This window comes from Rhizobium sp. BK456 (assembly GCF_014194045.1).
GTDB classification, from domain to species: Bacteria; Pseudomonadota; Alphaproteobacteria; order Rhizobiales; family Rhizobiaceae; genus Rhizobium; species Rhizobium redzepovicii.
Genome location: NZ_JACIAO010000003.1, coordinates 385,072 through 399,083, shown reverse-complemented (window position 1 = coordinate 399,083; position 14,012 = coordinate 385,072). Strand labels below are relative to the sequence as shown.

General features: G+C 62.6%; 13 protein-coding genes. 12 read left to right on the top strand and 1 reads right to left on the bottom strand.

Annotated features, from left to right (window positions below; translation table 11 throughout):
- Nucleotides 1-12: 12 nt before the first annotated feature.
- The 11 genes from FHX03_RS11570 to FHX03_RS11520 all read left to right on the top strand — a co-directional run bounded on the left by FHX03_RS11570 (nt 13) and on the right by FHX03_RS11520 (nt 12,456).
- Nucleotides 13-3,327 carry an SPOR domain-containing protein gene (locus FHX03_RS11570; RefSeq protein WP_183853682.1) on the top strand — a complete coding sequence of 1,105 codons (3,315 nt, stop codon included), beginning with the start codon at nt 13-15 and terminating at the stop codon, nt 3,325-3,327.
- Between the two features lie 114 nt (nt 3,328-3,441).
- Complete coding sequence (gene nagZ / locus FHX03_RS11565) at nt 3,442-4,455, top strand: beta-N-acetylhexosaminidase (RefSeq protein ID WP_183853680.1); 1,014 nt, start codon at nt 3,442-3,444, stop codon at nt 4,453-4,455.
- A gap of 18 nt (nt 4,456-4,473) precedes the next feature.
- Nucleotides 4,474-5,331, top strand: coding sequence for a segregation and condensation protein A (locus FHX03_RS11560; protein ID WP_097625461.1), 858 nt, complete (start codon nt 4,474-4,476; stop codon nt 5,329-5,331).
- Nucleotides 5,328-6,032, top strand: a complete 705-nt coding sequence (gene scpB / locus FHX03_RS11555; RefSeq protein WP_183853678.1) for an SMC-Scp complex subunit ScpB — start codon at nt 5,328-5,330, stop codon at nt 6,030-6,032. Before FHX03_RS11560 ends, scpB begins: the two co-directional genes overlap by 4 nt.
- Nucleotides 6,033-6,219: 187 nt before the next feature.
- On the top strand, nt 6,220-6,411 hold the full coding sequence (locus FHX03_RS11550) for a twin-arginine translocase TatA/TatE family subunit (RefSeq protein WP_003538990.1): 192 nt from the start codon (nt 6,220-6,222) through the stop codon (nt 6,409-6,411).
- 51 nt (nt 6,412-6,462) lie between these two features.
- A complete protein-coding gene (gene tatB / locus FHX03_RS11545; protein WP_183777740.1) occupies nt 6,463-7,089 on the top strand; it encodes a Sec-independent protein translocase protein TatB in 627 nt (208 codons plus the stop codon).
- Complete coding sequence (gene tatC, locus FHX03_RS11540) at nt 7,086-7,913, top strand: twin-arginine translocase subunit TatC (protein WP_097625286.1); 828 nt, start codon at nt 7,086-7,088, stop codon at nt 7,911-7,913. The genes tatB and tatC overlap by 4 nt, the downstream gene beginning before the upstream one ends.
- 99 nt (nt 7,914-8,012) lie before the next feature.
- On the top strand, nt 8,013-9,296 hold the full coding sequence (gene serS / locus FHX03_RS11535) for a serine--tRNA ligase (RefSeq protein WP_097625287.1): 1,284 nt from the start codon (nt 8,013-8,015) through the stop codon (nt 9,294-9,296).
- A 4-nt stretch (nt 9,297-9,300) separates the two neighbouring features.
- Nucleotides 9,301-10,074: a 5'/3'-nucleotidase SurE gene (gene surE / locus FHX03_RS11530; RefSeq protein ID WP_097625288.1), complete on the top strand. Its 774-nt coding sequence runs from the start codon at nt 9,301-9,303 to the stop codon at nt 10,072-10,074.
- Complete coding sequence (locus FHX03_RS11525) at nt 10,071-10,724, top strand: protein-L-isoaspartate(D-aspartate) O-methyltransferase (protein WP_003573541.1); 654 nt, start codon at nt 10,071-10,073, stop codon at nt 10,722-10,724. The genes surE and FHX03_RS11525 overlap by 4 nt, the downstream gene beginning before the upstream one ends.
- Before the next feature lie 139 nt (nt 10,725-10,863).
- The gene (locus FHX03_RS11520) at nt 10,864-12,456 is read left to right on the top strand and encodes a peptidoglycan DD-metalloendopeptidase family protein (RefSeq protein WP_183853676.1); all 1,593 of its coding nucleotides are present in this window, start codon (nt 10,864-10,866) and stop codon (nt 12,454-12,456) included.
- A gap of 123 nt (nt 12,457-12,579) precedes the next feature.
- On the opposite strand, the gene FHX03_RS11515 is transcribed toward FHX03_RS11520, so the two are convergent.
- A complete protein-coding gene (locus tag FHX03_RS11515) occupies nt 12,580-13,452 on the bottom strand; it encodes an ATP-binding protein (protein WP_097625290.1) in 873 nt (290 codons plus the stop codon).
- Between the two features lie 203 nt (nt 13,453-13,655).
- Between FHX03_RS11515 and yajC the strand changes: the two genes are divergently transcribed.
- Nucleotides 13,656-14,003, top strand: a complete 348-nt coding sequence (gene yajC, locus FHX03_RS11510) for a preprotein translocase subunit YajC (RefSeq protein ID WP_003573534.1) — start codon at nt 13,656-13,658, stop codon at nt 14,001-14,003.
- Nucleotides 14,004-14,012: the final 9 nt, after the last annotated feature.

Genomic DNA, 14,012 nt, shown 5'->3' with positions numbered 1-14,012 from the left:
AGTGGGATAGGCATGGCTGATAAACAACTTGCGTATGATACGCGCGGAAAAGATGACCTGTTTGCCGACGATGATCCGTTGGCCGAACTTGCCCGTATCGTCGGCTTCGAACCGCGTGTTGCAGCAAACACGATAACCGAGTCCACGCGGCACGAGCCCGCCCTCGATCTCGAGGACGAGTTGGGACGCGAGTTCGACCGTTACGATTCGCCACGTCCGCTCGCAGAGCTCGACCGGCCCGCCGAACCGATCTCCGATGACGACACGCCAGAAGATTACATCGAGCCCGTTCTCGATGTGTCTACCGCCGCCGAGAGGGCCGAAGTGCCCGAGCCCGTTTCCGTTGCCTCCGTTGAGGCTGAGGAAGAAGCTGGACCGGCTGCAAGCAACTGGGATGCGCCCGCCGGTGAGGCCGCCTGGCCGCAGCAGCTTTCCGTCGAGCCCGCTTCCGAGGAGCCGGTGCAATCGGCCTTCGGTGGCGCACGCGACTTAATCGAGGAGCTTGAACTGTCGATCGGCTCTGCTCCGGTCTCTTCGCTGCCGCAGCCCGCCAAGGCGCCGCAATGGTCGGCCGCCAGCATCAGGCTGCCGCTTGCCAATTTCCACGCCTCCAAACGCGAGGAAACGGTTGTTCCGCCAGCGCCGGTGGCAGAAGCGCCTGTGGCCGAAGCGGTCGAGGCGCCGGCGGCCGAAGTGCCGTCTGCCGATCTTGCTGCGGCAGAGCAGCAGCCCGCGATCGAGCCGTCCGCCCCGGTCGTCGAGCAATTGGCTCCGGCCGTCACTGTCGAGCCGTCCGAAGAATTCGAATCCGCGTCTCCGTCGCTTGGCTTTCCCGCCGAGCACGATCGCCATGATGAGGTAGTGGCGTCGGAAGAGATTGCCGAGGCCGACGACTTCGTCGAAATCGAAGACGAACTCGAAGATTTCGGATCCGACGCCGGTTTCGATCTCATCGCCGCTGCCGTCGAAGGCGAGATCCAGGCCGATGCAGCGCTGACCGAGGTCGTGCCTGAAGTTCCGCACACTGTCGGCACTTTCGATCTGGACGATCTGCTCGCCGACGTCTCGCGTTATCCGGTGCCGCAACGTCCCAATACGGCGCCCGTTTCGCCGCAGGCCGCATCGATCGAGGCTGCGCCCGTTGCTGCCGCTCCCCTTGCTGTCGCGCCTATGGTCGCCGCATTTGCCGGGCCGCAGGTGATCGCGCCAGCGCCGCTCGCCGCAGCCCCCGTTCAGCCTGCTCCGGTCGAACCGGCTCCGGTCTATGCTGCCGAAGCCGCAAGGCCGGTCGTACCGCAGCCTGCCGAGGTTATTGCACCCCAGCCCGGCGCAATGGCATATTCGCGGGCGCCGCAGCCTGTGCCGGAAGCCGACGATCCCTTCGCCGGTCATGATTTCGAGCTGGATCTTGCCGGTATCGAGCTGGAACTTGCCGATCTCGATTTCTCCGAATCCGAGCTGGCTCCGGCTGAGCCCGCGCCGCAGCCGGAGCCGCCAATCCGTGCCGCCCAGCCGGCCGCTGCCGTCTCTCCCCGATCTGCCTCCGGTCTTGCGCCTGAGCCGCAAAATCCTGCTTTCCAGCAGGCGACATCGGCCGATGCGCGGCCTGCTCCGGCCTTCGTAGAGCCCCAGGCTCCAACTCCGACTCCGGCCGTCAACTGGTCTTCGGTCGCCGACTCGACCGAAGACCTGCCGTTTGATCCGGCGATGATCTCCGATCCGGAGGATCGTCCCGAGACGGTCGAGGATATGCACGTGCCGGCGCTGCCGCCGGTCGAGCAGCCCGCGCCGGTCGCGAAAACGCAGGATTTCGATTTCGATCTCGATGCGGAGATTGCCAGCTTCTTTGAACCGGCCAAGCCGCGGGAAACGCCGGCCCCGGTTCGCGATACTGCTGCCGCAGCGGCAAAGCCGGTCAAGCCGACCATCGCCGACGGCCTCGATGATTTCGAACGGGCGCTGGAAGAAGATTTCCGCCGCAGCGTGCGCGAGCCGGTCGAGCGCCGTGAGACCTCTGAGGTCCGCATCGAATCGGCAAGCCAGGCGGCCGATTTCAGCCGTGCCCGGTCGATGCGCCGGCTGCTGGCCGGAGCCGTCGTGCTCGTGGTCTTCGCCGGTGTCGCTTATGGTGTCTATTCCTCCGTCTGGAACGGCGAGGGGCTTGGCATCGTCGCATCCGGCGAGCCGCGCGTGATCACGGCCGACAAGGAGCCGGTCAAGGTCGTTCCGGAAAATCCCGGCGGCAAGACCGTGCCGAACCAGGACAAGGCCGTCTACGATCGTGTTGCCGGTTCTGCCGAGGAACCGAAGCAGAAGGCGCTGGTTTCTTCGGATGAGGCACCGGTCGATGTCGTCCAGCGGACGCTGACACCGGAATCGTTGCCCGAGGACGACGAGAACGCCAACGCCAGTGATCAGGTCTCGCCGACCGCAGTCGGTGAGACGGAAGATCCGCGTTTGCTGCCGAACCAGGACAGCGCCGACAACGCTGCCGCCGGCGATGCCGAGAAGACGCCATCGGTTTCACCGCGCAAGGTCCGCACGATGATCGTCAAGCCTGACGGCACGCTGGTCGCCCGCGAGGAACCAGCACCCGTCGATCAGCCGGCTGCTCAGGCGACACCCTCTGTGCCAGCGACGCAGTCTGTACAAGCCGCTCAGCCGATGCCGGCATTGACGGCCCCGGCGGCGCAATCGGCTTCACCCGTGCCGCCGGTCGTCGGAACGGCTGCAAGCTTCCCGGCGAGCGCTGAGGTTGCTTCAGCCGATGCCCGCTCCGCAACGCCTGCCGAAACCGCACCGGCTAAGCCGCCGCTTGCAGCCGACGCCGATGCGCAGGCCGCAAATCCCGCCCCGGTCGATACGCCGGTGCGCCCGGTCAAGACCACGGCGCTCACCGATACCGCTCCGGTTCCGATCGCGCGCCCGGTCGATCAGCCCGTCAACGTCGTCGGCACGGTGACCGAAAAGGGCAACGTTCGCGCTCCCGCACAGCAGCCGAAGCCCGCGCAGCCGCCGAAGACGACTGAAGTCGCTGCTGCAGCACCCGCCGCCGCCCAGCCGCAGTCGCAGGCCGCCTCCGCCGGCGGCTACGGCATCCAGATCGCCTCGCTGCCATCGCAGGACGAGGCGACCAAGTCCTATGCCAACCTGTCGAAGAAATTCGCCGGTGTGCTTGGTGGCCGCGCTCATGAAATCCGCAGGGCCGATATCGCCGGCAAGGGCACTTTCTACCGTGTCCGTATTCCGGCCGGTTCCAAGGACGAGGCCGCAGCGCTCTGCGAACAGTATCGCGCGGCGGGCGGAAGCTGCCTGATCTCCAAGTAGGATCGGTTTTCAACGAAAAAACAGGAGCGGCGGGCCGGATCGGCCCGCCGCTCTTTTTTGTGCATGGCGCCCGAGCTTGCTCGCATTTGGCCGGGCGCCGTCTATGATTCCGATATGACCGAATCAAAAGCGATGATCCTTGGCTGCAGCGGCCTTGCCCTCACATCCGAAGAGAAAGCCTTCTACCGGGGCGAACGGCCCTGGGGCTTCATCCTCTTCGGGCGCAACATCTCCGAAGCAGGGCAGATCGCCGATCTTGTCGCCGAACTGCGCGACAGCGTCGGCTGGCATGCGCCGGTGCTGATCGACCAGGAGGGTGGCCGCGTTCAGCGCATTCGTCCGCCGGTTTTCGCACGTTATCCCTCCGGCCAGGCGCTCGGAGATCTCTATCGCCGAGACCCGGCGCTTGGGCTGCGCGCTGCCTGGGCGATGTCGCGGCTGCACGCCTTCGACCTTTCGAGCCTCGGCATTGATGTCGATTGCCTGCCGGTGCTCGACGTGCCGGTCGAGGGCAGCAGCAGCGTCATCGGCGACCGCGCCTATGGCGACGCCCCCCAAACCGTCATCGCCATGGGCCGGGCGGCTGCCGAAGGGTTGAAGGCCGGCGGCCTCTTGCCGGTGATGAAGCATATGCCCGGGCACGGCCGCGGCTTTGCGGATTCACACCTGGAACTGCCTGTCGTCACCGTCTCGCGCGATGAGCTGGAGGCTCATGATTTCCCGCCCTTTATCGCCATGAAGGACGAGCTGATGGCGATGACCTGCCACGTCGTCTTCACCGCCATCGATCCCGACAATCCGGCGACGACCTCGCGAAAGGTGATCGACGGCGTCATCCGCGAGCAAATCGGCTTTACCGGTCTGCTTCTCTCCGACGACAGCTCGATGAATGCTCTTTCCGGCACGATCGGGGAACGTGCGGCGAATATTATTGCAGGCGGATGCGATATCGTGCTGCATTGCAATGGCCATATGGACGAGATGCTGGATGTCGTGGCAAATGTTCCGCCGCTCGCCGGTCAATCGCTTGCCCGTGCAAAAGCGGTGGAAGCAGGTTTTGAAGCGCCGGATGCCGCCGATGAGGCGGAATTGCGGGCGGAATTCGAGGCGATGTTTGCGATCGTGTGATCGCTGAGGAGCAGGGTGGTGATCACGGTCAAGGGCACGGAGCGTCCGCAGGCGGCAACGCCGATGGACAAGTTGTGGCAGGAGAACGGCGCCGAGCGCGCCAGCCACGAGCCGGCGCTGGTGATCGATGTCGCCGGCTTCGAAGGGCCGCTCGATCTGTTGCTCTATCTCGCCCGCAACCAGAAGGTCGATCTGTCGCGCATTTCGGTGCTGGCACTGGCCGAGCAATATCTGCAGTTCGTCGAAAGCGCCCGGCGTATCCGCATCGAGCTTGCCGCCGATTATCTCGTCATGGCAGCCTGGCTTGCCTATCTCAAGTCGCGGCTGCTGATACCCCAGCAGATCAAGGATGACGGTCCGTCGGGCGAAGAGATGGCGGCAACGCTCGCCTTCCGGCTGAAGCGCCTCGAAGCCATGCGCCAGGCCGCCGAAGGCCTCGTCAACCGCAACCGCCTCGGCCGCGACATCTTCGTGCGCGGCGCGCCCGAGCATATTCCCGACCGGCAGCAATCCGCCTACGCGGCAAGCCTCTATGATCTTTTGACCGCCTATGCGGCGCTGCGCCAGCGCAATGCCGTTACCCAGGTGACGATCGAGAGGCGCAACGTCTGGTCACTGACCGATGCGCGTGAGTTGCTGACCCAAATGATCGGCGAGATCGGCGACTGGACGGCGATGGAGCATTATCTGCTGCGTTATCTCGCTGCGCCCGAGGAACGCGTCACGGCGATTGCCAGCGCTTTTGCCGCCTCGCTGGAGCTGGTGCGCGAGGGCAAGCTGGAAATCCGCCAGGACGGCGCCTTTCAACCGATATACATGCGCCGCGGACCAAAACACGCCACGCTGCAGGTGGTGGAGCAGGAGCAGCCGGCTTGATCGATCCGAAGAGCGAGGATGATTTCGAAGGCAGGAGCCGCGACCTGCAGGCCGAGATCGAGGCAGAACGCATCGCCGAGGCGTTGGTTTTTGCCTCCTCACAACCGGTGTCCGAAGGCTTCCTCGCAGAGCGCCTGCCCGAGAAGACCGATGTTCGCGCCATCATGCTGCGCCTGAAGGCACACTATGCACCGCGCGGCGTCAACCTCCTGCAGATCGAGGGTGCCTGGGCCTTCCGCACCGCCGCCGATCTCTCCTTCGTCATTCGCCGCGATGACAACGAGGTCAAGAAGCTCTCGCGCGCCGCATTGGAAGTGCTGGCGATCATTGCCTATCACCAGCCGGTGACGCGCGCCGAGATCGAGGATATCCGCGGCGTGCAGACCTCGCGCGGCACGCTCGACGTGCTGATGGAGGCGGGCTGGGTACGGTTTCGCGGTCGCCGTCGGACGCCGGGCCGGCCGGTGACATTAGGCACCACCCGCGATTTTCTCGACCATTTCGGTCTCGAGGAGCTGCGCGATCTGCCCGGTCTCGAAGAATTGAAGGGTGCTGGCCTGCTCTCGGGGCGCATTCCGGCGAATTTCAACATTCCCTCGCCATTGATGAACGACGAGCTAAGCGAGGACGAAGACCCCATTACCCAGATGGATCTCGAAGAACTTGGGTTGCTCGCCCCGCGTTCTACCTCCGAAGATTGAAGGACTTCGTCTTGCTTTTGCCATGCATGACGAAAACAATGGTGCTCACCATTTTTCGGCGGTTCGGTGGCTTGTCACAAAGGGCGATACCGTGACATTAAGCGCAGTTCAAAGGGCTTGATGTTGGAAACGCTGTCGGAAATTCTTACATCATGGGAACATCGAATAAAGGGAGTAAGCGCAAATGATGGGTTCGTTTAGCATGTGGCACTGGTTGATCGTTCTGGTCATCGTGCTGTTGTTGTTTGGCCGCGGCAAGATCCCGGAACTGATGGGCGATGTCGCCAAGGGCATCAAAAGCTTCAAGAAGGGCATGACGGACGAAGATGCGCCCGACACGGCCAAGACCGTCGATCACAAGGCCGACGAAACGAAGTAACCAAGTGCGGGAAAAAGCGCAGCCCCCGCGCTTCCCGTCCAGGAGCCTTGCATGTTCGATATTGGCTGGACCGAGCTTTTGGTCATCGCGGTCGTCCTGATCGTGGTCGTCGGTCCCAAGGATTTGCCGCCGATGCTGCGCGCTTTCGGCAAGATGACGCAGCGCGCCCGCAAGGTGGCGGGTGAATTCCGTGCGCAGTTCGACGAAGCGTTGCGCGAGGCCGAGCTTGACGATGTCCGCCAGACGCTCAGTGACGCCCAGAAGCTCAACCCGGTCAACAGCCTGCGCGAGGCGATGAACCCGCTTCGCCAGATGGGCAACGAGATCAAGGCCGACTTGCAGAAGGCGACCGCAGTCCCGGAAAACAAGACCGAGGTGCCGCCGGCTGCCGTTTCCGCGCCGACGCCGTCGATGGGCCTGCCGGAAACGCCGCCGTTGGTGCCGGCACCTGCGCCGACGCCGGAGCCCGTTGCTGCCGCGGTCGCCACGGCCGATACGGTAGCCGCCAAGCCGAAAGCGGTGCGCAAGCCGCGGGCCAAGGCTGCGGATAAGGCGGCCTTTGCCATCGCCGCGCCCGTGGAAAACGTGCCTGCGGAAAAGCCTAAGCGCACGACTGCTGCCAGGAAGCCCGCAGCGCCGAAGACGCCGGCGCAGATGAAGAAAAAGGACGAGGCATGAGCGGTGATATCGAAGACAAGCCGCAGCCGTTGATCGAGCACTTGATGGAGCTGCGCACGCGGCTGATCTGGTCGATCGGCGCATTTTTCGTCGCCTTCATCGCATGCTTCTTTTTTGCCAAGCATCTCTTCAACTACCTGGTCATTCCCTACAAGACGGCCGTAATATGGGCGCATCTCGACGTCGAGAAGGCGCAGCTGATCTACACCGCGCCGCAGGAATTCTTCTTCACGCAGGTGAAGGTGGCGATGTTTGGCGGCCTCGTGGTTGCGTTTCCGATCATTGCAGCACAGGTCTACAAGTTCGTCGCGCCGGGCCTCTACAAGAATGAGCGCCAGGCCTTCCTGCCGTTCCTGATCGCTTCGCCGGTGCTGTTCCTGATGGGCGCGGCACTCGTCTATTTCTTCTTCACGCCGATGGTCATGTGGTTCTTCCTGTCGATGCAGCAGGCGCCGGGTCAAGACGAAGTGGCAATCTCGCTTATGCCCAAGGTCTCGGAATATCTGAGCCTGATCATGACGCTGGTCTTCTCCTTCGGCCTCGTCTTCCAGCTGCCGGTCATCACCACGCTGCTTGCCCGCGTCGGCCTGCTGACGTCGCAGTGGCTCGCCGAAAAGCGCAAGTTCGCCATCGTCCTCGCCTTCATCGTCGCCGCCGTACTGACGCCGCCCGATCCTATGTCCCAGATCGGCCTTGCGATACCGACGATCCTTCTCTACGAGATTTCCATCCATGCGGCGCGACTCGTAGAGCGCCAGCGTGCCCGGCAGGCGGTCGAAAAGGACACCGAATCCGCGGACGTTGCCAAGACGGACAGCGTCTGAGCGGCAATCCGGAAATCCTTTCACGAACGCCGTCTCATCCGGTCGAAGCCCGGTCAGGCTTTGGCCGGGTCACTTCTGTTGCAACGACCTGGAACGACGATGCTCGATATCAAATGGATCCGTGAGAATCCCGAAGCGCTCGATGCCGCCCTCGCCAAACGCGGTGCGGAGCCTCTGGCCCAAAATCTCGTTGCCCTCGATGAAAAGCGCCGCTCCGCCGTGCAGAAGGCGCAGGACTTGCTGTCCCGCCGCAACCTCGCTTCCAAGGAGATCGGCGCGGCGCTGTCGCAGAAGAACGGTGAACTCGCCGAGAAGCTGAAGGTCGAGGTCGCCGAATTGAAGGCTATGCTGCCGATGGTCGAGGAAGAGGACCGTCAACTGACGGCCGAACTTAACGACGCGCTGTCGCGCATCCCGAACATTCCCTTCGACGACGTTCCGGTCGGCAAGGATGAGCACGACAATGTCGTCACCCGCATCGTCGGTGAAAAGCCGCTCTGGAACCACACGCCGAAGGAGCACTTCGAAATCGGCGAGGCGCTCGGCTATATGGATTTCGAGCGCGCCGCCAAGCTCTCCGGTTCGCGCTTCACGGTTCTCACAGGGCCGCTCGCCAGGCTCGAGCGGGCGCTTGGCCAGTTCATGATCGATCTCCACACCCGCGAGCACGGCTATACCGAAGTCAGCTCGCCGCTGATGGTTCGCGCTGAAGCAGTGTTCGGCACCGGCAGCCTGCCGAAGTTCGAAGAGGATCTCTTCAAGACGACGGATGGCCGCTATCTCATTCCGACGGCGGAGGTGACGCTGACCAATCTGGTGCGCGAGGAAATCCTCGACCAGGAAAAGCTGCCGCTCCGCTTCACCGCCTTGACGCCGTCCTTCCGCTCGGAAGCGGGCTCGGCCGGCCGCGACACCCGCGGTATGCTGCGCCAACATCAGTTCTGGAAATGCGAGCTGGTCTCGATCACCGACGCCGAGAATGCTATCGCCGAGCATGAACGGATGACCGCCTGCGCCGAAGAAGTACTGAAGCGCCTCGGCCTGCATTTCCGCACGATGACGCTTTGCACCGGCGACATGGGCTTCGGCTCGCGCAAGACCTACGATCTCGAAGTCTGGCTGCCGGGACAGAATGCCTTCCGCGAAATCTCCTCCTGCTCGGTCTGCGGCGATTTCCAGGCCCGGCGGATGAATGCGCGCTACCGCGGCAAGGACGACAAGAACAACAGGTTCGTGCACACGCTGAACGGCTCCGGAACCGCTGTCGGCCGCTGCTTGATCGCCGTGCTTGAAAATTATTTGAACGACGATGGTTCCGTCACGATTCCGGACGTTTTGCTGCCTTATATGGGCGGATTGACCAAGATCGAACGGGCGGCCTAAGGCAATGCGCATCCTGCTTACGAATGACGACGGCATTCACGCCGAAGGCTTGGCCGCGCTGGAGCGGATCGCCCGCACGCTGTCCGACGATGTCTGGATCGTGGCGCCCGAGACCGACCAGAGCGGCCTTGCCCATTCGCTGAGCCTGTCCGAGCCTTTGCGGCTGCGCAAGATTTCCGACAAGCATTTCGCCTTGCGCGGCACGCCGACCGATTGCGTGATCATGGGCATCCGGCAGGTGATGGACATCAGGCCCGATCTCGTGCTGTCAGGCGTCAATTCGGGCTCCAACGTCGCGGACGACGTAACCTATTCCGGCACGATCGCCGGCGCCATCGAAGGCACGATGCAGGGCGTGCGCTCCTTCGCGCTGAGCCAGGCCTATCTCTATGAAGATGGTGCGCGCATTGTGCCATGGGAGGTCTGCGAGACGCATGCGCCGGCTCTTCTGGAAAAGCTGATGGTTCTGGATCTGCCGGAGGGCACGTTCCTCAATCTCAACTTCCCGAACTGCCGTCCGGGCGAGGTCGACGGCGCCGAGGTGACCATGCAGGGCAAGCTCGCCTTCAACCTGCAGGTCGATGCCCGCTCTGATGGCCGGGGCTTTCCCTATTACTGGCTGAAGTTCGGCGAACGCGCCGGCGCCTTCATCGAAGGCACCGATATTCACGCCTTGAAGCATAACAAGATTTCGGTAACGCCTTTGAAACTGGATCTGACCGATTATTCCGTAACGGACCGCGTGGCGCGAGCCTTGGGATACGGAGCACAGGTTTGACGGCAAGACTGGCCGAGAAAGAGGGCTTTGCGGCGCTCGTCCTCAGATTGCGTGCCGAAGGCATCTCCGACCTCGATCTGCTGACCGCGGTCGAGCAGACGCAGCGCTCGCTCTTCGTGCCGCCGCAATTTTCGGATGACGCCTATTCGAGCCGGACGATCCCGATCGAATGCGGCTCCTTCCTTGAAGGCATCGATTTTGTCGTCCGCATCCTGCATCACCTGAAGCTCAAACCCGGTCAGCGCGTTTTGGAAATCGGCACCGGCAGCGGCTTTACGGCCGCCGTCATGGGCCGCATGGCCGAGCGTGTTCTGTCCATCGACCGCTATAAGACGCTGACATCGGCTGCGCAGCGGCGCATGGAATCGCTTGGTCTGCGCAACGTCATCATCCGCCACGCCGACGGCAGTGCCGGCATGCAGGGCGAGGGCACCTTCGACCGCATTCTGGTGACGGCGGCATTCAATGCGATGCCGCGCTTTTATACCGATCAGCTTGTTTCCGGCGGTTCGATGATCGCGCCGCTGATGATCTCCGAGAACGAATGCCGCATGGTGCGGCTGACGAAAACCGGCAGCCGTTTCGAACGCGAGGAACTGTTCGAAGCCCCTTATCTGCCGATCGTTCCGCGCCTTGCCTCGCTGCTATAAGCTCTACGATTTTTCACCCGTAAGCTATGGTTATCAACTTCTCAAAAATATCGCACTGATTCCAGCATCTTAACTGCGTGGTAATACTAACGCGTTTTAATAGACTCACAAATGGTTGCGTTCTCAGTGGGTCGAGTCAATGCGTTTCAGTCTTTCGCCGAAGTTCGGGAAGTCGGCCGGTAATCTTCTGGTTGTGGGCCTGCTGGCAAGTGCCGCAACGGGCTGCAGTTCCGATGTGACACGGTTTGGCGGCTTGTTTTCCTCCTCAGGGCAGGATCAGATCACCACAAGTTCCATTCCGCGCAGGGGCGGCGCTCAGGCTGATCCGGTGCCGCGCGCCGATCTCGGCGGCTCCGCCGTTGCAAGTCAGTCGGGTTATGGCGGCGGCAATGGCGCACTGAACCAGCCTTACCCGTCGAACCCTAATTATGATCCGGTCCGCACGTCGAGCGCCCGTATGGCTTCCGCGCCGGTTGCGGTGCAGCGTTCCGAGCTTGCAGCTCCGAGCGCCGTTGCGCCGGTCCGGCAACGGGAAAAGGAAGTCGCGCTCGCCCAGCCTTTCCCTTCAGCGCCCCAAGCCGAAAAAAACCGATTGGTGGCCCCGACCGCGCCGAAGCTGACGCCTGATACCCTTACGACGGGCACGACGCCGAAGGTTTCCGGCTGGTCCGGGACCAATGCCCCTTCCGTGACGCTGCGTCCGGGTGAAAGCGTTGCCACGCTATCCAGGCGCTTCGGTGTTCCAGAAAAGGAAATCCTGCGGGTCAACAATTTGAAGACGGCTTCCGCCGCCATGCCCGGCCAGGCGATCCTGATCCCGACCTTCAATGGCGGCAACGCTGCCAAGGCAGCGTCGCAGGCGGCTGACCTCTCCAAGCCCGGCAAGATGCCGGAACCGGTAAGGGCGCCTGAGCAGAACGTCGCTGTCGTTCCCGGCGCCAATTCCGCTCGCGACAAGACCATGGCGAGTGCCGATGCCACCGGCAAGCTTCCGCCCGGCGCCGGCAAGGATCCGAAAGCGCCTGCCGGCACCTATGTCGTCAAGCAAGGCGATTCGCTGGCAAAGATCGCCAAGGCGACCGGCACCAAGATCGACGATCTCAAGGCCGCCAACAATCTGTCGGCCAGCTCGGTGAGGGTCGGTCAGGCGCTGAAGATCCCGAACGGCACCGCCGACAATATCAAGACAGCATCGATCCAGCCCCAGAAGGTCGATCCGAAGCCAGCTCAAACGGCGCCCGCCCAGCAGACGGCCTCCGTCGAGCCCGCACCCTACAAGGCGCCGGTCGCCACTCAGACGGTCGACGATGTCGAAAAGAAGTCCGATGTCAGCTCCGCCGCACCGGAATCGACCGGCATCGGCAAGTATCGCTGGCCGGTCCGCGGCCAGGTCATTGCTTCATACGGCGCCAACGTCAACGGCAACCGCAATGACGGCATCGACATTTCGGTGCCGCAGGGAACGCCGATCAAGGCTGCCGAAAACGGCGTTGTCATCTATGCCGGCAACGGCCTGAAGGAACTCGGCAACACTGTTCTCGTCCGTCATGACGACGGCACCGTCACCGTCTATGGCAATGCCGATACGCTGAGCGTCGCCCGAGGCCAGAAGATCCAGCGCGGCCAGACCGTCGCCGTCTCCGGCATGAGCGGCGACGTCAAGCAGCCGCAGGTCCATTTCGAGGTGCGCAAGGACGCATCCCCGGTCAACCCGATGACTTTCCTGGAATAGGTACAGCGTCCCAGGAAGCGCAAAAGCCCGGCCACCCGCCGGGCTTTTGTCATTTAAGGCATGTCGCGCAAAAGTGTGCTGCGGTTTTGCGGCAACGACGGATCTGAAAGAGCGCGACGCGCTTCAACCTCGCTCGATATGGACGCGCATGCGTCCGGCCAGATCCTGGATATACTGCCAGGCGACACGGCCGGAGCGGGCGCCGCGCGTGGTTGCCCATTCCAGTGCCTCGGCGTGCATCCTGTCGCGTTCGAGCCCGAGCTTGAAATGGTCGGCATAGCCGTCGATCATGCCGAGATAATCTTCCTGGCTGCATTTGTGGAAGCCGAGCCAGAGACCGAAGCGGTCGGATAGCGAAACCTTCTCCTCGACGGCCTCAGACGGATTGATCGCCGTCGACTGCTCGTTTTCCATCATGTGGCGAGGCAGCAGATGGCGCCGGTTCGATGTGGCGTAGAAGAGCACATTGTCCGGCCGCCCTTCGACGCCGCCGTCGAGTGCCGCCTTCAGCGACTTGTAGGCGGTGTCGTCGTGGTCGAAGGAGAGATCGTCACAAAAGACGATGACGCGGTACGGCGTGTCCTTCAGGAGGTCGAGCAGGTTGGGCAGGCTCGCTATATCCTCGCGATGGACCTCGACCAGCTTCAGCGCAGAGCCGCTTTCGCGCCTGACATCCTCGTGGACGGCCTTGACCAGAGAGGATTTTCCCATGCCGCGCGCACCCCAGAGCAGCACATTATTCGCCGCATAACCTTCGGCGAAGCGCACTGTATTCTCATGCAGGATGTCGCGCACATGATCGACGCCGCGGATGAGCTTCAGCGCCACTCGATTCGGCTTCTTCACCGGCTGCAGATGCAGGCGCGATGGCGCCCAGACGAAACAGTCGGCCGCATCCCAATCGTTGACGGCAGGCGCTGGTCCGGCAAGGCGCTCGACGGCATTCGCAAGCCGCTTCAGCTCGGCAAGAAGCGCGGTGTTGATTTCCTCGGTCATCGCAAGCTCCTGATTTCTTGCTGCGGCAATCCGCTTTATCTTTCGATGCGGGGTAGCATGGCGTTTTGCCGGCGGAAAGGTTATGAGGCAGCGGAATCGGTACTGTTTCGGGCTGTTTCTGTTGCATTCATCGAAGCGGCAATTATAGTCCGGCAACCTGAAAAATGAGGCGGAGTTCCGCCGCCAAGCCTGAGGAGTTTAGCATGTTCATCACCCCGGCATTCGCCCAGAGTGCCACCGATACCGCAACGGGTTTCGGCGGCTCCGGTTTCGAAATGATCATCCTGTTCGTGCCGCTGATGGTCGTCTGGTACTTCCTGCTGATCCGTCCGCAGCGCGCACAGGCCAAGAAGCGTGAGGAAACCCTGAAGGCGATCCGTCGCGGCGATCAGGTCGTCACCGGTGGCGGTCTCGTCGGTAAAGTCACCAAAGTTATTGACGACAAGGAAGTCGAAGTCGAGATTGCCGATGGTGTTCGTGTGCGCATCGTCCGCAGCGGTATTTCGGATGTGCGCGTCAAGGGTGAACCCGTCAAGGCCGACGCAGCGTAACAAGCGAAA